The 20,783-nt window shown below is 64.8% G+C and carries 18 protein-coding genes; 5 read left to right on the top strand and 13 right to left on the bottom strand.

Going from position 1 to position 20,783, the window contains the following annotated elements:
• Positions 1–30 precede the first annotated feature (30 nt).
• A complete protein-coding gene (locus ACN9M4_RS02540) occupies positions 31–558 on the bottom strand; it encodes a gluconokinase (protein WP_426302012.1) in 528 nt (175 codons plus the stop codon).
• A 184-nt stretch (positions 559–742) separates the two neighbouring features.
• Here ACN9M4_RS02540 and ACN9M4_RS02535 point away from each other — a divergent pair, with 184 nt between their 5' ends.
• Complete coding sequence (locus tag ACN9M4_RS02535; RefSeq protein ID WP_426303365.1) at positions 743–1,447, top strand: FadR/GntR family transcriptional regulator; 705 nt, start codon at positions 743–745, stop codon at positions 1,445–1,447.
• Positions 1,448–1,516: 69 nt separating this feature from the next.
• On the opposite strand, the gene ACN9M4_RS02530 is transcribed toward ACN9M4_RS02535, so the two are convergent.
• From ACN9M4_RS02530 to ACN9M4_RS02490, 9 genes are all read right to left on the bottom strand, one after another.
• Positions 1,517–2,581, bottom strand: coding sequence for a M14 family zinc carboxypeptidase (locus ACN9M4_RS02530; protein WP_426302011.1), 1,065 nt, complete (start codon positions 2,579–2,581; stop codon positions 1,517–1,519).
• Positions 2,582–2,799: 218 nt separating this feature from the next.
• Positions 2,800–3,219 carry a DUF3151 domain-containing protein gene (locus ACN9M4_RS02525; protein WP_426302010.1) on the bottom strand — a complete coding sequence of 140 codons (420 nt, stop codon included), beginning with the start codon at positions 3,217–3,219 and terminating at the stop codon, positions 2,800–2,802.
• Positions 3,220–3,222: 3 nt separating this feature from the next.
• Complete coding sequence (gene fbaA / locus ACN9M4_RS02520) at positions 3,223–4,242, bottom strand: class II fructose-bisphosphate aldolase (RefSeq protein WP_120521068.1); 1,020 nt, start codon at positions 4,240–4,242, stop codon at positions 3,223–3,225.
• 173 nt (positions 4,243–4,415) lie between these two features.
• The gene (locus ACN9M4_RS02515; RefSeq protein ID WP_426302009.1) at positions 4,416–5,618 is read right to left on the bottom strand and encodes an amidohydrolase family protein; all 1,203 of its coding nucleotides are present in this window, start codon (positions 5,616–5,618) and stop codon (positions 4,416–4,418) included.
• The gene (locus ACN9M4_RS02510; protein ID WP_426302008.1) at positions 5,606–6,925 is read right to left on the bottom strand and encodes a glutamine synthetase family protein; all 1,320 of its coding nucleotides are present in this window, start codon (positions 6,923–6,925) and stop codon (positions 5,606–5,608) included. The genes ACN9M4_RS02515 and ACN9M4_RS02510 overlap by 13 nt, the downstream gene beginning before the upstream one ends.
• Positions 6,926–7,133: 208 nt before the next feature.
• On the bottom strand, positions 7,134–9,164 hold the full coding sequence (locus ACN9M4_RS02505) for a glycogen debranching N-terminal domain-containing protein (protein ID WP_426302007.1): 2,031 nt from the start codon (positions 9,162–9,164) through the stop codon (positions 7,134–7,136).
• A gap of 113 nt (positions 9,165–9,277) precedes the next feature.
• Positions 9,278–10,183, bottom strand: a complete 906-nt coding sequence (locus ACN9M4_RS02500; protein ID WP_426302006.1) for a carbohydrate ABC transporter permease — start codon at positions 10,181–10,183, stop codon at positions 9,278–9,280.
• On the bottom strand, positions 10,180–11,268 hold the full coding sequence (locus ACN9M4_RS02495) for a carbohydrate ABC transporter permease (protein WP_426302005.1): 1,089 nt from the start codon (positions 11,266–11,268) through the stop codon (positions 10,180–10,182). Before ACN9M4_RS02495 ends, ACN9M4_RS02500 begins: the two co-directional genes overlap by 4 nt.
• Positions 11,269–11,274: 6 nt before the next feature.
• Entirely contained in the window at positions 11,275–12,522 is a 1,248-nt protein-coding gene (locus ACN9M4_RS02490) for a sugar ABC transporter substrate-binding protein (protein ID WP_426302004.1), read from the bottom strand.
• Positions 12,523–12,947: 425 nt separating this feature from the next.
• Here ACN9M4_RS02490 and ACN9M4_RS02485 point away from each other — a divergent pair, with 425 nt between their 5' ends.
• Positions 12,948–14,045: a LacI family DNA-binding transcriptional regulator gene (locus tag ACN9M4_RS02485; protein WP_426302003.1), complete on the top strand. Its 1,098-nt coding sequence runs from the start codon at positions 12,948–12,950 to the stop codon at positions 14,043–14,045.
• Here the strand turns inward: ACN9M4_RS02485 and ACN9M4_RS02480 are convergent.
• Positions 14,035–14,715: a TrmH family RNA methyltransferase gene (locus ACN9M4_RS02480; RefSeq protein WP_426302002.1), complete on the bottom strand. Its 681-nt coding sequence runs from the start codon at positions 14,713–14,715 to the stop codon at positions 14,035–14,037. The genes ACN9M4_RS02485 and ACN9M4_RS02480 overlap by 11 nt on opposite strands.
• A 122-nt stretch (positions 14,716–14,837) precedes the next feature.
• On the opposite strand from ACN9M4_RS02480, the gene ACN9M4_RS02475 reads away from it, so the two are divergent.
• Together ACN9M4_RS02475 and ACN9M4_RS02470 are read left to right on the top strand one after the other, a co-directional pair.
• Positions 14,838–15,668: an HAD-IIA family hydrolase gene (locus tag ACN9M4_RS02475; protein ID WP_426302001.1), complete on the top strand. Its 831-nt coding sequence runs from the start codon at positions 14,838–14,840 to the stop codon at positions 15,666–15,668.
• Positions 15,669–15,679: 11 nt separating this feature from the next.
• Entirely contained in the window at positions 15,680–16,363 is a 684-nt protein-coding gene (locus ACN9M4_RS02470) for a tyrosine-protein phosphatase (RefSeq protein WP_426302000.1), read from the top strand.
• On the opposite strand, the gene ACN9M4_RS02465 is transcribed toward ACN9M4_RS02470, so the two are convergent.
• A complete protein-coding gene (locus ACN9M4_RS02465) occupies positions 16,350–17,387 on the bottom strand; it encodes a thioesterase domain-containing protein (protein WP_426301999.1) in 1,038 nt (345 codons plus the stop codon). The genes ACN9M4_RS02470 and ACN9M4_RS02465 overlap by 14 nt on opposite strands.
• A gap of 171 nt (positions 17,388–17,558) precedes the next feature.
• On the opposite strand from ACN9M4_RS02465, the gene ACN9M4_RS02460 reads away from it, so the two are divergent.
• Positions 17,559–19,724, top strand: coding sequence for a glycogen debranching N-terminal domain-containing protein (locus ACN9M4_RS02460; protein ID WP_426301998.1), 2,166 nt, complete (start codon positions 17,559–17,561; stop codon positions 19,722–19,724).
• Between the two features lie 9 nt (positions 19,725–19,733).
• Here ACN9M4_RS02460 and ACN9M4_RS02455 read toward each other — a convergent pair whose 3' ends face one another.
• Entirely contained in the window at positions 19,734–20,777 is a 1,044-nt protein-coding gene (locus tag ACN9M4_RS02455) for an NAD(P)-dependent alcohol dehydrogenase (RefSeq protein ID WP_426301997.1), read from the bottom strand.
• Between the last annotated feature and the right edge of the window lie 6 nt (positions 20,778–20,783).

Below are 20,783 nucleotides of genomic sequence, written 5' to 3'. Positions count from 1 at the left end.
CTTAAGGTTCTGGCTGGGCGCCTTGGCCGCTCAGGCAGCCTGCAGGGCAAGGACGTCGACGACGGCGCGCACCAGGGTGCCCGGGTCCTGTGCGATGTCCAGGCGGATGCTTCCTGCCGCGCATTCCTCGGCCGTGAGCGGTTCGAGGGTGGCGAGTTGGCTGGGCAGCAGGGTGGTGGGCATGAAGTGTCCCGCCCGGCCGCCCATGCGTTCGGCGAGAAGTTCCGGGCTGCCGTCGAGGTGGACGAACACCACGCGGCCTTCGGCCCCGGAGAGCAGGCCGCGGTAGCCGCGTTTGAGGGCCGAGCAGGTCAGCACGGTGCTCTTGCCTGCCTTCGCCTTGGACGTCATCCAGTCGCGGATGCTGCCCAGCCAGGGCCAGCGGTCCTCATCCGTGAGCGGAACGCCGCCCTCCATTTTCGAAATGTTGGCCGACGGGTGGAAGCGGTCGGCCTCGGCCATGTCCCAGCCAAGGGCCGACGCGAGTGCCTCGGCAATCGTGGACTTGCCTGCGCCGGCAACGCCCATGACGACCACGTGGATTGCAGATGACTCCATTGCCCTACCTCCGCAGGAAGACGTCGTTGGCTTCCGAAGAAGCTCGGGTGGCGCTGATGCGCCGCGTTCCAGAAAAAGATAGCACCATTGATAGTGCACTGGTAGTACCTATTGTGCTTTTGGTCATACTTTTACGTCGAAGGCACTACGCTTGAGCATGAAATCGGTGCGGGAAGGGCGGGATATGTCGACGGTGACAGCGGAAGGCGGAGGCCTCCACCAGCGCATGCTGGACACCCTCGGCGAATCGATCGCCTCCGGCCGCCTTGCCCCAGGATCCCGGCTCACCCTCGAAGACCTGCAACAGGAATTCGGCGTCTCCCGCACTGTCGCCCGGGACACCATGCGCGTCCTGGAATCCATGAACCTTGTGTACTCCCGCCGCCGGGTGGGCATCGTGGTCCAGGACCCGCTGCACTGGAACGTCTTCGACCCCAAGGTGGTGCACTGGCGCCTGGCCTCCACCCGCCGCGAAGCCCAGTACGCCTCGCTCACCGAGCTGCGCATCGCCGTCGAGCCCATTGCCGCCGCGGCAGCCGCCCGCCGGGCCACGCACGCGCAGCGCGGAGAACTGGGAGCGATGGCCGCGGAGCTGCGGCGCCTGGGCGAGGCCGGGGACCTGGAGGGTTTCCTCGCCGTCGACATCGCCTTCCACCGCCTCCTGCTGCACGCAAGCGGCAACGAGATGTTCGCCGCGATCGACCAGATGGTGGCCGAGGTGCTGACCAGCCGCACCCAGCAGGGACTCATGCCGTTCCGGCCGGAGGAGGCCGCGCTCAAGGCGCACGAAGATGTTGCCTCCGCCGTTTCGCGCGGGGATACGAACAAGGCCGAGGAAGCGATGCACCGGGTGGTGGTGGAAGTCCGCCAGGCCATGGGCCTGGACTAGCACGCTAACGACGACGGCGCCCTGCACCGAAAAGGTGCGGGGCGCCGTCGTTGTTGGTTCTCTGAAATCCTACTCGTCGTCCGCTTCCTCGCCAGGGCGGGAAGTCTGGGTGTCCAGGCTGTCCCAGAAGGAGGTATCGGCGTCGGCGATTGAACCGTTTGCGATGGCTGCCGCGGTGGAGGTCAGCGTGATCACGGTCTGTTTGATGAGGTAACCGTTGCTGCGCTGGCCCAGGGCGTAGCCGTCGAGGTAGTGGTCCGACATGCCGCGCATTTCGAAAAGAAGCGTGGCGATCCCGTATTCCACCGCGATACCGTTGCGGCTGATGGTTTCAGCGCTGCCGCCTTCGTACTTTCCAAGGTGCCCCCAGCCCGTGGAGTCGACATTGTTGAACACAACGGCCCCGAGCTTCTTGGACTTCTCGACGACGGCGGGATCGGCGTTGGGCGTGGTGGGGTACAGGATCGAGCCGGACACCAGCTTTCCGTCCCGTTCGGCGCGGATGCCCTGGTGGTGGAGGTCGATCATGTAATCGATCCGGTACTTGCGCATCACGTTGTTGTGCAAGGCCTGGGTTTCGGGCTGGACCTTGGCAACATGGTCGCGGTTCAGGTCCACGCCTTCGGCGTTGTAGCGGGTGAGGTGGCGGTCGCCCTTGGCGACGTAGTCGTCCAGCGGGAAGTTCACGTCCCCCATGGCGCCGTCAGCGTTCAGCATTGGCACGATGAGGATGTTCACGCCGTCCAGGATGCCGGCCGCGCTGGCGGTTCCCAGGTGCTTGATGAACTGCATGGCACCCTCGGTGGTGAGCTGTTCGTTGCCATGCTGCTGGGTCAGGTACAGGATGGTCGGCTTGGCCGGGTCCGTGACGTACTTGACCAGGTGGATGTCGCGCCCCTTGACCGTCTTGCCAATCACCTCCAGTTTCATGGCCTGCTGGCGGGCGTCCTGGTCCTTCAGGAAGGAAACCAGCTCGTCATAGGTGGTCAGCTTGGATGTGGTGATCTGGCCGTTGTCGCCATAGCCGGGGCCCTCGCCCACGGCTTGCGCCAGCGGGGCCGAGCCCGCCGCGACAACCAGCGCCAAGGCTCCTGAAGCGGCCAGGGTCCTCAAGACTCCCAGTGTGTTCCTCACAGTGCGTTACCTCTTTCGAGTGCATTGGGTGCGTGCAACCTGCCATGTCCCCCATTGCAGGCTGTGACAAACACACAAACAAGGTGAACAAATATTGTCAATCAGCTCGACAAAAACTGAACATTCCGCAGGAAGCCGTCTCGGGCGAGGTACCGGAAAACGACGACGGCGGCCGCCACCTTTCGGTGACGGACGCCGTCGTTTGTTCTGCTGTTGTCCTAGCCTTCGATCGCTGCCTTCGCGGCGGGATCGGAGTCATTGAGGAACTTCTCGATCCGCTCGGGCTCCTCGGCCTCGCCGATGGCCGCCGAAGCGCGGCCCAGGGCGTAGAGGGACCGCAGGAAGCCGCGGTTCGGTTCGTGCTCCCACGGGATGGGGCCGACGCCGCGCCAGCCGTTGCGCCGCAGCGAGTCCAGTCCGCGGTGGTAGCCCACCCGGGCGTAGGCGTAGGAATCGATGGTGCGGCCTTCGGCCCAGGCTTCCTCCGCGAGGATTGCCCAGAGCAGCGAGGACGTGGGGTGCTTGGCCACAAGGTCCAGCGGCTCCTGGCCGAGCGCGAGGTGCTGGTACACCTCGGTTTCGGCGGGCAGGAGGGTGGGTTCGGGGCCCAGCAGGTTCTTGCGGAATTCGTCGGACATGACTTAGAAGGTCTTGCCTGCCGAGCCGAGCTGGCGGGCGGATTCGACGATGCGGGCGGCCATGCCGGCTTCGGCCGAGGCACCCCAGACGCGCGGGTCGTAGGTCTTCTTGTTGCCGATTTCGCCGTCGACCTTCAGCACGCCGTCGTAGTTGGCGAACATGTGCCCGGCGACCGGACGGGTGAAGGCGTACTGGGTGTCCGTGTCCACGTTCATCTTGATGACGCCGTAGGAAACGGCGTCCGCGATCTCCTGGTCGGAGGAACCGGAACCGCCGTGGAAGACGAGGTCGAAGGGGTTGTCCTTGCCGATCTTCGCGCCGACCTCGGACTGGATCTGCTTGAGCAGCTCCGGGCGCAGCTTCACGCCACCGGGCTTGTACACGCCGTGCACGTTGCCGAAGGTCAGGGCCGTAATGTAGCGGCCGTTCTCGCCGGCACCCAGGGCCTCGATGGTGGCCAAGGCGTCTTCGGTGGTGGTGTAGAGCTTTTCGTTGATCTCGTTCTCCACGCCGTCTTCCTCGCCGCCGACGGTGCCGATCTCGACCTCGAGGATGATCTTCGCCGCCGCGGTACGCTCCAGCAGCTCACGGGCGATGCGCAGGTTCTCGCCGAGGGCCTCGTGCGAACCGTCCCACATGTGCGAGTTGAAGATCGGGTTGCGGCCGGCCTTTACCTCTGCCTCGGACGCGGCCAGCAGCGGCAGAACGAAGCTGTCCAGCTTGTCCTTGGGGCAGTGGTCCGTGTGCAGGGCAATGTTCACGTTGTAGTTCTTGGCGACCTCGCGGGCAAACGCAGCAAAGCCCAGGGAACCGGCAACCATGTCCTTCACCGAGGCACCGGACCAGTACGCAGCACCGCCGGTGGAAACCTGGATGATGCCATCGGACTCAGCCTCAGCGAAACCGCGGATCGCAGCGTTCAGGGTCTGCGACGACGTCACGTTCACCGCCGGGAAAGCAAAACCGCCGGCCTTCGCACGGTCGATCATCTCGGAGTAAATCTCTGGGGTTGCAATGGGCATGGTGACTCCTATGCTGGTTTTCGTCTATGGGTGTGCTGACCCTGAAACAGACCGCTTACGGCTAGGCACCATCCTAGCCAGAACCAACAGGAGGGCGTGCTTCGGGTCACGCCGTGGTAACACTTCCTGCTCAGCGCCCGGGTGCATCGGCGGGCTTCCAGCTGATAGACGGCTTACAGCTGATAGACGCGGCGGGCATTCCCGGATGCGATCATGCCGGCCACGCGGATCGCATCCCCTTCCAACCATTCCCCGCGACGCACCCAGTCGCCAAGGGCTTGCGCCATCGACCGCCGCCAGAGGATCGACCCGAGCAGATGCAGTTCGGGAGGACCGACGGCATCGGAGGAATAGAGCTGTTTGGCGAACGGCGCCAGCTCCAGGGATTCGCCGACGATCTCGAGGCTCCGCGAGCCGACATGGTTCAGGCTGAGTCCGACGTCGAAATACACGTTGGTGAACGCCTGGGCGAGGTACCCGGATTCACGGTGGTAGGGGTAGCAGTGGAGCAGCATCACGGGGGTGTCCCGGATCGCGGGCTGGCGTAGCAGGGGCAAGAGGAGCATGGGGTTGGAACGGTGCAGGTCCATATCGAGGTCGCCGAACCCAACGTGGACCTGGATGGGCAGCCGGTACTCCGCGGCGGCATGGACAATGTAGGAGACGATCACCGGGTCCCGGACCCTCAGCTCCTGGCCGGGTTCCGCGGTCCAGGGCGCGGTCCACAGCGCCACGGCCTGTTCCAGGTGCCGGGCGTCCGGAAGGGACCAGTCGATATCGAAGCCGCAGCGGTAGGCGGCGATGGTCTTGAAGCCGATGACGCCGGGAGCGGCGTTCGCGAGTGCCTCGCGGAAGTCTCTGGCAAAGTCAGCCGGCGAGGCAGTGCGTGCCGCCACGGCTTCTGCCAGGAGTTCAAGCCGGAGGACTTCCGAGCTTGGGGCACCGGAATCCCTCGTCAGGGTTTCCGGCGTCGCAATCGTGGATGAGCTTAAGCCCGTGTCGACGATCCAGTGCTCAACGCCGGCTGGAGCCAGCATCAGGCGGTTGAGGTGCGCCGGTGCCAGTGTGTTCCGGGTTTCCCAGTACTCATCCGCTCCGGCGTATGGCTCAAGACCCAACCGCGGAGCGCACCAGCGCCGGATGGCGAACCCCAACTGGGAATCGAACTGGGTCATGAAGACGGGAACGGGATCCTGGGAGCCTTCGTTGATGGACTCTTCGAATTCCGCCCGGGAGACGGGCCGCACGAAGCACCCATGGACGTGGTGGTCCACCAGCGGCATTGCGGTGATGGCCTCTGCAAGGCTCGGAGGGACGCGGTCCCCCAACCCTGACAGGACATCCAACTGGCCAGCCGGCATGGTCAGGCCGACCACGCGAAGCGAAGGGCCTGCGCTATCTCGGCGGGAGCCTTGCCCGCGAATTTTCCGGCTTCGTGGCGGCGGACCGCCACAACTCCCTCCACGATCTCCGGCCCCAGGATGCTAGCGGCCAATTCCGACCGCTCAAGGCGTCCAAGAACGGTCGCCTGGTCGGCGTTGACGGCTGCAGCCGGCCAATCGGCTGCTTCGGCGGGATTGCCGGGCACTTCCACCGGAAGGGACAGTTCCTCCTCGATGCCGTTAAGGGCCGAACCCAGCAGGGCTGCTGCGGCGAGGTAGATGTTGGCGCTGGGGTCCACGACCTTCAACTCCACATTGGCCCCGTGCGGATTGCCAGTGGTGGCGGCCACAAAACGCAGAGCGGCTTCGCGGTTCTCCAAGCCCCAGCACGCGGCGGCGCCGGACCACTGGCCGGGCTGGAGCCGTGCCGCGGAAATGACGGAGCCCGCGTAGATGCCTAGAAACCCGTCCAGACCTGCGAGAATCCCGCCGATCGCCGATCCGCCCTCCACGGTGATTCCGTGCGGCCCTCGGCCACCGCTGAACAAGGGTGCATTGTTCCGGCTCAGCGAAAGGTGGAGGTGCGCGCCGTTTCCAGCTCCACCGGCCCACGGAAGGGGCGAGAAGGAGACGGCCATTCCGTGGCGGGCTGCCACGATCCCGATAAGGATGCGGGTCAGCACGCATGCATCCGCCATCTCGACGGGCTGGGCGGGCGCCAAAGACACCTCGAACTGGTCTTCACCGTATTCGGCATGGATCTGCTCGGGGCCCAGGCCCGTTGCTTCGAGTGTTGCGGTCAGGTCCACGAGGAACCCGCGCCGGTCCGAGACGGCGCCCATGCCGTACGCGGTCCACCCGGGCTTAGGCAGGCGCCCGCCGTCGCGGGTAGTGAGGACGAACTCAAGTTCGGTGCCCATGAGCGGCGACAGTCCGTGCTCCGTGAGGCTGTCCACGACGGCGGTCAGTCGGCCGCGCGGGCACAGCGGAGAGAGCGCTCCGTCCTGTTCGTGGAAGGACGCAGGTCCCCACGCCAGGCCGTCGTCGACCTTGCGGACCCGGGCGGTGTCCAGGCGGAGGCGGAGATCGCCGACGGCCCCGATGGAACGCGTGAAGGCGATGCCGTTGTCCGCGCAGAAGACGTTCCACGAGGGTGAGGCCCCCATGCCGGTCTCCTGGAAGGCCGGCAGCCGGCGGATCGGAACCCCCTTGCAGTGGATCCCGCCCGCGAAATCGATGGCCGTGCCCACCAGCAGGGCGACGCCGTCGGATTCGAGCTGTGCCCTGATGCTTTCGGCCATGATGCTTTCGGGTGCATCCTGCCCGGCCCCACTCGAAACGGCGTCCACAACGTTTCCCCTCGACGGCGTGCATCTGTGAGGTCCATCTTGCCTCCAGCGGCCAGCGGAACCTACAGGCGGGCGGCAACCTGCACGGCGGTACTCCTCGATGGGCAGGTGCCCGCCCGAAGATCGACCGATTCCGGGCCGGGCACCTCTTGGGCCCTGCCTAGCCGCGCGTTACCGTGCCGTCGGCATCGACCGTGACCGAAAGCGTTTCGCCTGCAAACCGCAGCCCCTTCGCCTCCACGCGCGAGGAAATCGCCAGCGGCTTGATGTCCAAGTCGCCGGACTGCGCGTCTGCCCGTAGGCCAAGCAGGCTCGACAGGACCGAGATGGCTGCGGCGGCCGACCAGGCCTGGGGCTGGCATGAGGCCGGATACGGGATGGGCGACGAGAGTGCGTCGGAGGAGTCTCCTGAGTGCAACTCGGGCATACGGTAGTTGAAGCCTTCGGCCGCGTGTAGGAGGCCCTCGATCAGGCTCGTCGCTTCATCGGCGAAGCCCTCCCGGCAGAGGCCGGCAATCACGATCGCCGTGTCATGGGTCCAGACCGATCCTCCGTGATAGCTCAGCGGCCAGAACCCGGCCGAGTCGGAGGACATCGTGCGGAGTCCGAAACCGGAGTTCATGCCCGGGGAAGCCAAATGCCGGGCAACCAGCTCAGCGCCCCTTCCATCCAGGATCCCGGTACCGAGCAGGTGGCCGATGTTGCTCGTGACCGTATCGATCTTCTTCTTGTTCGCGTCGAGGGCGACCGCCGGGTAGGCGCCGTCAGACGAATCGATCCAGAAGGATTCCGCGAAGCGTGCCTTCAAATCCGCGGCCCACGAGCGCCAGCCATCACCGGGGCGGCCGAAGTGTTCGAGGATCGCGGCACCGCCCACCGCCGCTTCGTAGGCGTAGGCCTGTACCTCGCAGAGGGCTATCGGGCCCTCGGCCAGCGTGCCGTCGCGCCACTGGATGGAGTCGCCGGAGTCCTTCCACCCCTGGTTGGCGAGACCGTGCGAGGTCTCGTCGATGTATTCGATCAGTCCGTCACCGTCGCTGTCGCCGTAGTCCCGCATCCAGGCCAAGGCAGCCTCGAGGTTGGGTAGGAGCGCCTCGACTTCAGAGTCGGCCATTCCCCACTTCCATGCGTCGTGGAGCAGGATCACCCAGAGCGGAGTCGCGTCGACGGTGCCGTAGTACAACGGAGGTAGCGCCACGTTCTCCCCAGGGATGGTGAACGTCTTCGAGCGGAGTTCGTGCATGATCTTGCCTGGCTGTTCAGCCGTCCCGTGGACCTCGTCGGTGCCCTGGAGTGCTGCCAGGACGCGGAGGGTGGATGCTGCCGTCTCGGTGCCGAGCGGAAGCAGCATCCGTGCCGCCCAGATCGAGTCGCGGCCGAACAAAGTGAAGAACCAGGGGGCGCCCGCCGCGAGGAAGACCTCATGGGGCACGAGCCGTGTCTCCATGCGCAGGGATTGCAGGTCATCGAGTGCGGTTCGAACCCACGATGAAAGCCTGGAGTCACCCGAGCGGACCACGGCTTTGGACCACCCTGCATCCTTTGCCGCGCCGCTCACCACCGCGGAGGCGTCATGGGCGTCTACGCGCCATCCGACGGTGACGTTGCCGCGGGCGGGTACGGCAACAGCCCAGGAAAAGGTGGCGGAGGTGTCGGTGGCGAAGACAACCGCCCCGGGCGCGTGGAGGAAGGCCGTGAGGTCTCCGGCGCCGAAGCGCACGGTGTCGGTCATTGCCTCGGACGTGACCGGCGATTCGCTGCCGCTCATTCCGGCCTTCACCACCTGCATGTCGCTGAAGTCGGCGCGCACGGATACCGAGATCGTGGTGGTGATCGGTTCGGACAAGGCGTTGGTCAGCGTCAAGGTTTCATCCAGGGACCCGGCCGAGATCGTGCGGGTGCGGTCGACGCGGGTTCGGGGGTCGGCGGTACGGTCGTCGACATTCCGGGCGAGGGAGGTGAAGGTCGCTGTTGCGGCGTCGACGGATGTGGTGGCGATGTGTTCGGTCTGGACGCCTCCCACCCTGAACTCGACCTCGCTCAGGACGCGCACGTCGGAGTGGTAGAACCCCTGGATTCCGCTTCCGTCCATGTCGCCGTGGCTGGCTGACCATGCCTGGCTCGGGGCTGCGAGGAGCACGAGGCTGTCGTGAAGTAGGGGTTGGAGTGTCTGGATCATGTAGACGTTCACGTCTCCTTGGGCATTGAAGTTGGGTTGTTGTTTTCGGGCGCGGCGCAGCGAATTCGGCAGCCGCAGATCAGTCGGTCACGGTGCGGGTTGGCTGTCCGGTCTTTGCCTGACCTTCACTCCTTGACCGCGCCATCGTTGGTGTTCATGATTCGCTTCTGGAAGATGAAGAAAATGATGGCGACCGGGAGGGTCATGATCGCCGCAGCAGCGAGCTTGATCGGGTATTGCGAGCCTGAGCTCAGCTGGCCGCTGGCGAGACCGGCAACCCCCTTGGTCAGAGTGGTCAGCGACGGGTCCTGCGTAGCGACGATGAAGTGTCCGAGTTCATTCCAGGAACCTTGGAAGGACATGATGATGATCGTGATGAGTGCCGGCCTGGCCATCGGGAGAACGATGGACCAGAACACCCGGAACAAGCCAGCGCCATCGATCCGGGCCTGTTCTTCGACACTTGGCGGGATCGACTCGAAGAAGTTCTTCATGATGAAGACCCCGGCGGCATCGGTGAGCAGCGGAATGATCATGCCGGTGTAAGAGTCGTAGATTCCGATCTGGTTGATGACCAGGAATTTCGGAATCATCAATACGACCCCCGGTACCGCCATGACCCCGATGAGTGCCGCGAAAATGACGCCCCGGCCGCGGAAGCGCAAGCGGGCAAGGGCGTAGCCGGCGAGCGAGGCGAGGAGAACGCGGCCAAGTGTGACGAACACTGTGACAATGATCGAGTTCTTGAACCAGGACGGGAAATCCGAATTCAGGAACAGCTTCCGGTAGGCCTCGGTGGTCCACGTCTGCGGGAGCGAGACGGGGCTGGCGGCGGCTTCGGCATCGGTCTTGAACGAGGTCGAGATCTGAAGCAGGAACGGCATGATGTAGAGGACTGCGATTGAGATGAGGATTGCATAGGCCACCCATGCCGCGATGTTGGTCTTCGAGCGCTTTTGCGGGCGGTTCTTCCGGGAGCCGACGGACGCCGCGGAGGACACGTGTTGTTCTGGCTTGGTCAAGGTCGTCATTCTCGTGGGTCCTTGTTTCCCTGGTAGAGGCGGATGTGACGCTTGGACACCTTGCGCTCACGCAGGATCCAGCGCTGGAAGACGGTGAACACCACGATGATGACAAAGAGGATGAACGCGATCGCGGCGCCCTGGCCCCATTGCTGGTTGTTGAAGGCGGTGGTGTAGGAGAGGTAGGCAGGCGTGAGGGTCGTCTTGCCAGGGGCGCCCTCGGTACCGGCATAGACCTGGTCGAAGACCTGCCAGCAGCCGATGAGACCCAGGGTCAGCACGGTAAAGAGCGTTGGACGCAACTGCGGGAGCGTGACATGCCAGAACCGCTGCCAACCATTCGTCCCATCCATGATCGCCGCTTCTGTGATGTCGCCGCCGAGGTTCTGCAGTGCCGCGATGAAGAGCAGCATGAACGTCCCGCTTGTAGTGAACACCGCCATAAGAATGAAGGCGCTCATTGCCACTGACGGCCCGCTCAGCCAGCCCCACCACGAAACGCCCAGGAATCCGCTGCCGGTCAGGAACTCAGGGCCATGGCTGATCCCCAACGCGGCAAGCACGTTGTGGATAATCCCGGTGGAATCGTTGAACCAGTTCGGGCCGTTGATGCCGACCCAGGAGAGGACCTTGTTGACGGCGCCGCTTGCACTGAAGAGGAACAACCACAGCACGGTCATGGCAACGGAACTGGTCACGGACGGGAAGTAGAACGCCGTGCGGAACATCCCCCGGCCTCGAAGGATGGCCCGGTTGACCAGCATGGCCAGGAAGAGGGATACCGCCGTTTGCAACGGCACAACCAGAACCACGTACCACGCGTTGTTGCGCAATGCGGTGCCGAAGTCCTGTTCAGCGAGGCCGCCGCCCGCGAGCAGGGCCTGGTAGTTCCTGAAACCGACGAAATGAACGTCGCTGGAGAAGGGGCTCCCCCGTCCCGCCCAGTCGCTGAAGCTGACCCACAGTGCCATGAGCACGGGGATGACAAGGAAAACGGCAAGAAGTATGAGCATCGGGGCCGTGAACAGCCACCCCGATGCGGTCTCGTCGCGCCGTGTTCCGGGGCGACGAGACCGCCTCGTAGTTGTGTGCATGTCCGACTACCTGGCCAGGGCTTCCAGGTTCTTCTGCGCGGCCCCGAGGATCGCCTGAGGATCGCTCGTCGCCAGCGTCTCGAGCTTCGAGTTAAGCTCGGCCACCACATCAGCCGTGCCCTTTCCAGCCGGCACACCCTTGGCATAGTCGGCCGCGGAGAGAAACGGAACCAGCACCGGGTTGGCGGACTTCCACTCGGAGGCCGCGGACTTGACCGACGGCATAGGGCCGAAGGCTTTCGAAAAGGCGAGCTGGTTGCCCTTGCTTGTCAGCTGCTCAACGAGTTTGAGGGCGGCCGCCTGGTTGGGGCTATCGGCCGCGATGCCCCAGCAGTTCGTGAAGTGGAGGGTACCCTTTCCCGTCGGGCCGGCTGGAAGCTCAGCGACCCTGTACTTCAGGTTGGGGTAGTCGGCCCGCAGGGCACCGGTGATCCAGTTGCCCTCGATGGTCATCGCGGCCAGGCCCTTGCCCAACGCTTCGCCGCCCCAGCCGGCACCGAGGTCCTTGGCGTACTTAAGGTTCCCGGCGGCCAGGAGTTTCTTGACGTATTTGAGCGCCTCGATATTGGCGTCGCTATCCGCGGTCGCCTCGGTGCTCTCGTCATTCATGAGGCTGCCCCCCGCCTGGGCCATGAACGATCCTATGCGCGCGTACTCGCCCGAGATGCCGAGACCGACATGGTCGGCGGTCGTCAGCTTCCTGCTGACGGATTCGAGCTGGTCCCAGGTCGTCGGAAGGTCCGAGTCGGAAAGTCCGGCTTTCTCCCACATGTCGGTGTTGATGATCAGTTGCAGGGTCGAAAAGTCCTTGGGCGCACAGTAGAACTTGCCGTCGTAGGTGAACGACTTCACGAGGCTGGGATAGAAGTCATCCTTGTTGGGCAACTGGTCGCCGTAGGCGAGCAGTGATCCGTTGGACGCGTAGCCGGCGAGGGCGTCGGTCGAAAGGTAGAACACGTCGGCAGGCTTCCTCGCCGCGAAGCCCTGGGACAGCTGCTGACCGAGATTGCTGGCAGCGACAACGGAGGCGTCGGTGCCGGAGGACTTGGACCAGTCGGCCACGGCCGACTTCACGGCGGTGGTCTCTGCGTCACCACTCGATCCGATCATCACTGTCAACGCAGTGTTCGAGGAGCTGAGCGCGCCATTCGTCGGCGTGGTTGTGCTGTATCCGGAACCACACGCACTGAGCGCGATGGACGCCGCCACGGCGGCAGCACCTCCGATGAACCTGCGCTGGATGCTTCGTTGCACTGACTTCTCCTAAGGTGTGGGGCAGCCCGAATCTTGGGCACGGTAAGGGGGCAAAAGTGTCACGTGGGTCTGCCGCGGAACGTTGAGCCGGCAAGGAACCGTCACGACCCCACGGGTAACGGGGCGGGGAGATACGCCGATTCGTCTGTCGGCCTCGCCGGACTGCGGGACTGCCACTGGCTCTCCCGCAGCAACGGTTGCGGCGCACCGAGCTTGATCATCCAAGTTCAGCGGCGCAAATTTGAACGATCAATTTGAACGATCAAATTTGGTTCGAGTAGAATACCGACGGGCTTTGAAGGATGTCAACAGGCCGCTTCCGCAATCGGCAAAGAGCGGCTGGTGGAGGCCGCACTGCCGCAGGACGCTATAGTGCATCCATGCTTTGAACGATCCAAGGATTGTGGTCCGGGAAGGAAAAGACCATGGGGCAACTGCCAACCATCCTCGATGTCGCCGCCGCCGCCGGAGTGTCACGCCAGACGGTATCGAACGTGCTCAACTCGCCGTCCTTGGTGCGCCCGGGCACACGGGAAAAGGTAGAGGCTGCAATCGCAGGGCTGGGTTACCGGCCCCACGCATCCGCCCGCCGGCTGCGGACGCAAAAGAGTTCGACTATTGGCATCCGTTTGGACCCCCTCAGCGCCGAGGGAATCTCGGGGTCAATCCTCGACCGGTTCCTGCACTCACTCACCGAACAGGCAGACCGCAAGAACCTGCGAGTGATGGTGTTTACTGCGACGGACAGCCGCGATGAAATCCGCCAGTTCAAACGGCTGAGCGAGGGGGCCGACGTCGATGCGTTCGTTCTGACCTCGACCTTCCATGGCGACCCGCGCACCCAATGGCTGATTGAGCACGGCCAGCCGTTCGTGACCTTCGGGCGCCCGTGGGGGACGGATGACATCACCAACCCGCAGCATTTGTGGGTCGACGTCGACGGCCGGCACGGCATCCGTGAGGCCACCGTCCACCTCCTCGGCACGGGAGCGCGGCGGATCGCCTACATCGGCTGGCCCAGCCCGTCGGGCACCGGTGACGACCGGCGTCGAGGCTGGCAGCAAGCCATGGTGGAATCGAGCGGCCTCCGCCCCGAGGAAATTACTGCACTGCACGCACCCACCGAAGACGGAGCGACCTTCGGCGCACAGGCAATGCTCCACCTGGAAAAGACAGCCGGAGACATTGAAGCTGTGGTGTGCTCAAGCGATGCGCTGGCCCTGGGAGCCTTCATGCACAGCGCCGGCCGCATCCCGATCATCGGATACGACAACACTCCCGTTGCCTCCTCGATCGGATTCTCCAGCATCGAACAACCCATCGACGACGTCGCCGGAGGGATACTCGACCTGCTCACTGGCGCACATGGCGGCCGGGTCCAGCCGGACCAGGAAGTCCCCGAACCGACGCACCGGCTGCTGCAGCCACGCCTGATACTGCGGAATCCCCGAGTGCAGGCAATCACGGCCCCTTCAAGCCAGCAGCGCCAAGTTCGACCCGGCGCGGCTAGGCTCAGCCGGTGACCCGTTGCCCGAAATTGTGCCGCCGGATCCAGGCGTGCATGGCGATCGCAGCGGCCGAGGCGGCGTTGATGGAGCGCGTGGAGCCGTACTGCTCGATGGAGAGGGTGGCGACGGCGGCTTCGTGCACGTCGGGAGTCAGGCCGGGACCCTCCTGTCCGAAAACCAGCACGCAGTTGCGCGGCAGGTCATAGCTTTCCAGCGGCACCGAGTCCGGGAAGATGTCGATGCCGATGATGGCCAGGCCCTCCCCCTGCGCCCAGGCAACAAAGTCCTCGACGGTGGGGTGGTGGCGGACGTGCTGGTAGCGGTCGGTGACCATGGCGCCGCGGCGGTTCCACCGCCGTCGTCCGATGATGTGGACTTCCTTGGCGAGGAAGGCGTTCGCGGTGCGCACCACGGTGCCGATGTTGAGGTCGTGCTGCCAGTTCTCGATGGCAATGTGGAAGTCGTGCCGCTTGGAATCGAGGTCCGCGACGATTGCCTCGTGCTTCCAGTACCGGTACTTGTCCACCACGTTGCGGCGGTCGCCGTCGGCCAGCAGGTCCGGATCCCAGTGCTCGCCTACTGGCCACTCACCTTCCCAGGGACCGACGCCGACCTCCGCCGGGGCGGTTTTCCCGCCGTCGGGCTCTGCTTGGGCGCGGTCTTCGGAAGGTGCATCGTGATTCACCCCTCAACCCTAGCGGGGGTACCGGGACCCGATGTCGCTTAACCCATCGGCGCCTTGTGTTTCGGCGTACCTAAAGGTGAAAGACTTGGGGGCAGAATCAGGTCCAACAGCGGAGGTAGAGAATGGCGAAGACAAGTGCGGCCCCCAAATCCGGCGCGATGTACCGCAACGGGCACGAGATCGAATGCTGGCTGACGGACATGGACGGTGTCCTGGTCCACGAGAACCAGGCCATTCCGGGCGCGGCCGAACTGATCCAGCGCTGGGTTGACACATCCAAGCGCTTCCTGGTGCTGACCAACAATTCCATCTTCACTCCGCGCGACCTCGCTGCCCGTCTGAGCTCTTCCGGCCTGGAAGTTCCCGAGGAGAACATCTGGACCTCGGCCCTGGCCACCGCCCAGTTCCTGAAGGACCAGGTGGAGGGTTCCGATTCCGGGAACCGCGCGTACACGATCGGCGAGGCAGGCCTGACGACGGCGCTCCACGAGGCAGGCTTCATCCTCACCGACCAGAACCCGGACTTCGTGGTGCTCGGCGAGACGCGCACGTACTCCTTCGAGGCGATCACCACGGCCGTGCGGCTGATCCTGGGCGGAGCGCGGTTCATCGCCACCAACCCTGACGCCACGGGGCCTTCCAAGGACGGCCCCCTCCCGGCTACCGGGGCCATCGCCGCAATGATCTCCAAGGCCACCGGGCGCGAACCGTACATCGTGGGCAAGCCGAACCCCATGATGTTCCGCTCGGCCATGAACCGGATCGACGCCCATTCCGAAACCACGGCGATGATCGGCGACCGCATGGACACCGACATCATCGCGGGAATGGAAGCCGGCCTCCACACCGTCCTGGTGCTCAGCGGCATCACGCAGCGCGAGGAAATCGCGGCATTCCCGTTCCGGCCCAACCAGGTGCTGACCTCGGTGGCGGAACTCAAAGACCAGATCTAGGGGGCAAAGCCATGGCGGTGCTGAATCTGCGGCCCCTGTTGGGCGGCCGGCTCGTGCGCGGCAGCCAGCCCTTCGGCATGGACGCGTCCGCAACGGCGGAGTTCCTGGCGGCGCACGGCATCCGCACGGTGGTCGACCTGCGCAGCGGCCGGGAACGGGACCTCCTGCCGTGGCAGCTGGCCCCGGGCAACGGCGTCGAACTGCTGGAAAATCCCTTCGATCCCGCCCCGCAGGGGCTTCCCACGGTGAGCACGGCCGAAGAACTCGGTGAGCTGTACCTCGGCTGGGTCCGCACGGGCCCGGCCTGGGTCGCGGCCTCCCTCCGGCCGGCCGCACACGGCCCGGCCTTCGTCCACTGCTCGCTCGGCAAGGACCGGACCGGGGTGATCTCGGCCCTGGCCCTGCTGGCCGTTGGCACGGATCCCGAGGCCGTCGTCGCCGACTACACCGCCACCACCGCCGCGCTGCCGCAACTGCTGAGCGTCATGGCACAGACCTGGAGCGTGGCGGTCCCTGCCCTGCCACCGCGGGCCTTCAGCCCGGAGCATATGCTGCTGCAGTCCCCCGAAGGGGCCATCAGGTACTTCCTGGCCGGCTTCGGGAGGGAATTCGGTGACGCCGCGGGCTACCTGCGCGACGCCGGCCTGAGCGCCGCGGAACTCGACGCGCTCCACACGCCCGTCAGTAAGGCGTGACCCGCCCCGCCGCACCCGGCAGCGGAAGCAGCTCGTCCTCCAGCGTCTGGACAATCGGCCGGTAGACAAAGGGGTTCCACTGCGGGCTCGCATGGGCCGGAAGGGCGCCGTCGGTCCTGAGGTCCGCGGAGGCCATGTTCTTCCGGAAGGTCCGGGACCAGCCGGCCCGCGCCGTTTCGTAATTCACGGTGGTGTCGCGCGGATTGCCGATGAAGGCCACCTTGGTCTTCCCCAGCCGATCCACGAAACGCGTGGCGTCGAAATGGTAAATGTAGGCCGATTCGCTCTGGATCAGCACGCTGGACGGCGCAATCGGCGTCAGCTGCTCCAGGGTCTGGTCCCAGATCTGCCGCCAGCTGCGCTCGTTCTTGTGCACCACCCGCTCGCCGAGCTCGTAGCTTCCGCGCAGCACCGACGGCACCCGGAAGCCGCTCTCGTACAGGAACACCACGCCGTCGAACCAGCTCTGGTCCAGGACGTCGTACTTGCTGTACGGGGAGGAATCGAGCAGGATCAGCTCCACCGCCAATCCGTGCCACTCCCGCAATCGCGTGGCCACCTCCGTGGCGAGCATTCCACCGAAGCTGTGGCCGTAGAAGTAGAGTTTCCGCAGCTTGCGTTCGAGGACATAGGCGACGACGGCGTCCGTCACCTCGTCGACCTCCAGGCCGAGGTTCGAGTACCCGACGGCGGCCAGCTGGCCCCGCTGCCGCAGCGCGCCGCGCAGGGAGTTGAGGATCCATTGCGCCTCTTCCCAGCTGGTCTTGTATCCGGGGAAAAGGATCCACGCGGCGTCGGGAAAGTACCTTTCGGCGACGTCGTCATCCACGGTCAGGATTTTCGTGACCCGCCGCTCGGCCTGGATCTGCCGGGTGATGAACATGTCCGCCGCGAGCAGTCCGGAGGCGCCTGCGCCGATCAGGAAGCTGCGCCGGGAGAAATCCTTCAAACCGGCAGCCTGCCGGAGGATCCTTGCACAGGCGTCGGGCGGCTGCCGCTCCGGCAAATCCGCAGCGGCTGGCACATCCCCCCGGCGGCAATGCTCCACACTGTCAGCTTATGACCTGGCATGCGGAGCCCGAAGGTGCCCGGCCAGGAACTGCCTTCTCCGGCAGCGACCGGGCCCTAGTGCCTGCGGTTGCTCAGGCGTACCGTCTTATCCAAGCAAACGGACAAGCCGGTGGAGGAACCGCCGATGGCTGGATGGAATGCCGACACCGCCGCAGGACCACTGGGCAGCGGCGCGGTGACGCTGGTGGAAGGATCATCCTTCTGCATCTCTTTGGCAAACGGGGACATACAGCCCGGACACCCGCACGGCCTTTTCGTCCAAGACACGCGGATTCTTTCCCGCTGGAGCCTGACCGTGAACGGCCAGTCCCTGGAACCATTGGCCGCTGAAACCAAGGAACCCTTCCGAGCGTTGTTTGCGGGCAGGGTTCCGCGCTCGGATGGCTACGCGGACAGTCCGCTCATTGTGGAACGGCTGCGGGAAGTCGGCGCCGGCCTCCAGGAGAACCTCACCGTCCGGAACTTCTCCCTGAACCCGGTCGAATGCGCTATCCGGCTAGGGGTCGACACTGATTTCGCCGATCTGTTCGAGGTGAAGGAAGCCCGGTTTGAACGCCGCTGGGATGAAACCCGGCAAGCAAGCGACGTCTCCCTCAATATCTGCGGCCTCTGGGAGGGCATTCGAAAGGAGGTCATCGTCACGGCGCCGGGTGCCGACGTCGGACCCGATGCTATTACCTATCGGACGGTCGTGCCCCCGCAGGGCCACTGGACCACCTCGCTGACCGTCGTGCCGGCTGCGGAAGGAAAGGACACCCTGGCGCCGTTTTTGCATCCCGAAGCAGGAGGCCTATCGCCCCGGGACCTGCGACGGCAGGAGTGGGTGAGGAAGATTCCGGTGGTGCAGGTCGGCAATCACGTCATTGAGCGCACCCTGCGGCGCAGCTATGACGACCTCGGCGCCCTAAGGATTGAGGATCCGGCACATCCTGAGCACGTTGTCGTAGCCGCGGGAGCGCCCTGGTTCATGACCCTGTTCGGGCGGGATTCGCTATGGGCCTCGGAGATGTCGCTGCCCGTGGACCCCTCGCTCGCCCTGGGCACCCTGCAGACCCTGGCGAACCACCAAGGCAAAGTAGTGGACGAAATGAGTGAGGAGGAACCCGGCAAGATCCTGCACGAGGTCCGGCTGGACGTGTCCAGCGGCTTGGCTCTTGGCGGCAAATCCACCTACTACGGCAGCGTGGATGCGACGCCGCTGTTTGTCAGCGTCCTGGGTTCAGTGAGCCGCTGGGGTTTCGCCCAGGAAACGATCGCCGCCCTCCTGCCTCACGCAGACCGGGCCTTGGCCTGGATTGAGGAGTACGGGGACAAGGACGGCGACGGATTTGTGGAATACCAGCGCCTCAACGAGCACGGCCTGATCAACCAGGGCTGGAAGGATTCGTGGGACGGCATCAATTTTGCCGACGGCACGCTTGCGGAACCTCCGATCGCGCTGTGCGAAGTGCAGGCGTACGTCTATGACGCCTACATGGCCCGGGCCTGGATGGCCTTCGACGCCGGCGACGTCGCGTTGGGAACCAGGCTGACGGAACGTGCGGAACGCCTCAAGGAGCAGTTCAACGAGAGGTTCTGGCTGCCGGATCGCGGATACTATGCCATCGCGCTGGACCGTGACAAGAAGCCCGTGGACTCGTGCGCCTCCAACATGGGCCAGTGCCTGTGGTTCGGCATTGTGGACAAGGACAGGGCCCCGTTGGTGGCGGAACGCCTGATGTCTCCGGAAATGTTCAGCGGCTGGGGCGTCAGGACCTTGGCCAGCGATATGGCCGCTTACAATCCGGCAAGCTACCACAACGGATCGGTCTGGCCCCATGACAACGCAGTCATCGCCGCGGGCCTGATGCGCTATGGCTTTGTGGAGGAGGCGCAGCGGATCGCCACGGCCTTGCTGGAGGCAGCCGAGTACTCGGAGGGGCGCCTGCCTGAGCTGTTCTGCGGATTCGATCGGGAACAATTCGCACAGCCGGTTGCCTACCCCACTGCCTGTTCGCCGCAGGCCTGGGCGGCAACTGCGCCGATCATGCTGGTGACCAGCCTGATGCGCTATGACGCCCACGTTTCCAGGGGCGGCCTGTGGATGGACCCGGTGCTCCCCAAGGCCTTTGGCGACCTGCACATCTCCAACGCCCCGGTAGGGCGTGGCCGCGTCACGATCGACATCACCGATTCCACGGCATCGGTCAAGGGACTGCCGGATGACGTGGTGTTCCATCGCGGGCACCGGCCATGGCTAACCGAACTCGTGGACCAATTCAAGCCGCACGAGCAGGCACCGCAGGAGTGAAACAAGTCCTCAGAATGTTCCGGCATCAATGACGAATCGATACCGGACATCGCTGGAGAGGACCCGGTCAAAGGCTTCGTTGATTTTGTTGGCGGGAATGACTTCCACTTCGGCGCCGAGTCCTTTGGCCGCACAAAAGTCCAGCATTTCCTGGGTCTGCCGGATGCCGCCCATCTTGGAACCGGCCAGGTTCCGCCGGAAACTCGCCAGGGACCAGGCCCGCTGCGCCAACGGCTCCGTGGGAAGGCCTACGAGCACCAGGGTGCCGTCCAGTGCGAGCAGCGAAAGGTACTGGTCGACGTCGATATTCGCAGAGACGGTATTGATGATCAGGTTGAAGTACCCGCTGAGTTTTTCCAAGGAGGCCGGCTCGGACGTGGCGTAGTAATGCTTCGCACCAAGACGGCGCGCGTCCTCCTCTTTCTTCAGGGATTGACTCAGCACTGTCACTTCGGCGCCCATGGCAGCTGCGATCTTGACACCCATATGGCCCAGGCCGCCCATCCCGACAATGGCCACGCGTTTTCCTGGCCCGGCGTCCCAGTTGCGCAGCGGCGAGTACATGGTGATGCCGGCACACAGCAGCGGTGCGGCGGCTTCCAGCGCGATGCCTTCCGGAATCTTCAGGACATAGTCTTCGTCGACGACAATGCTGGTGCTGTAGCCGCCGGCGGTTGGCAGTCCGTCCCTGCCCACCGAGTTGTACGTGCTGACGGAACCGGCCAGGCAATACTGCTCCTCACCTGCCAGGCAGTTGGCGCATTCGCGGCAGGAATCCACGAAGCAGCCCACCCCGACGCGATCCCCCACCGCGTGCCGGGTGACCTTTGCCCCGACGGCTTCCACGACGCCGGCGATCTCATGTCCGACGACCACCGGGTACCTGACGCCCGCCCAATCGCCGCGGGCGGCGTGGATGTCGGAGTGGCAGATCCCGGTGAACATGATGGCAATCCGGACCTCGGATTCACCGGGTTCGCGCCGTTCGATCGTGCCGGGCTGGAGAGGTTCGGCGGGCGAAAGGGCCACATAGGCTTTGGCGATGGTGGGCATTCTGGT

This window comes from Arthrobacter sp. R-11 (assembly GCF_049913155.1).
Lineage (GTDB): Bacteria > Actinomycetota > Actinomycetes > Actinomycetales > Micrococcaceae > Arthrobacter.
The sequence above is the reverse complement of the archived record's forward strand: the minus strand, read 5'-3'. Positions and strand labels throughout refer to the sequence as shown.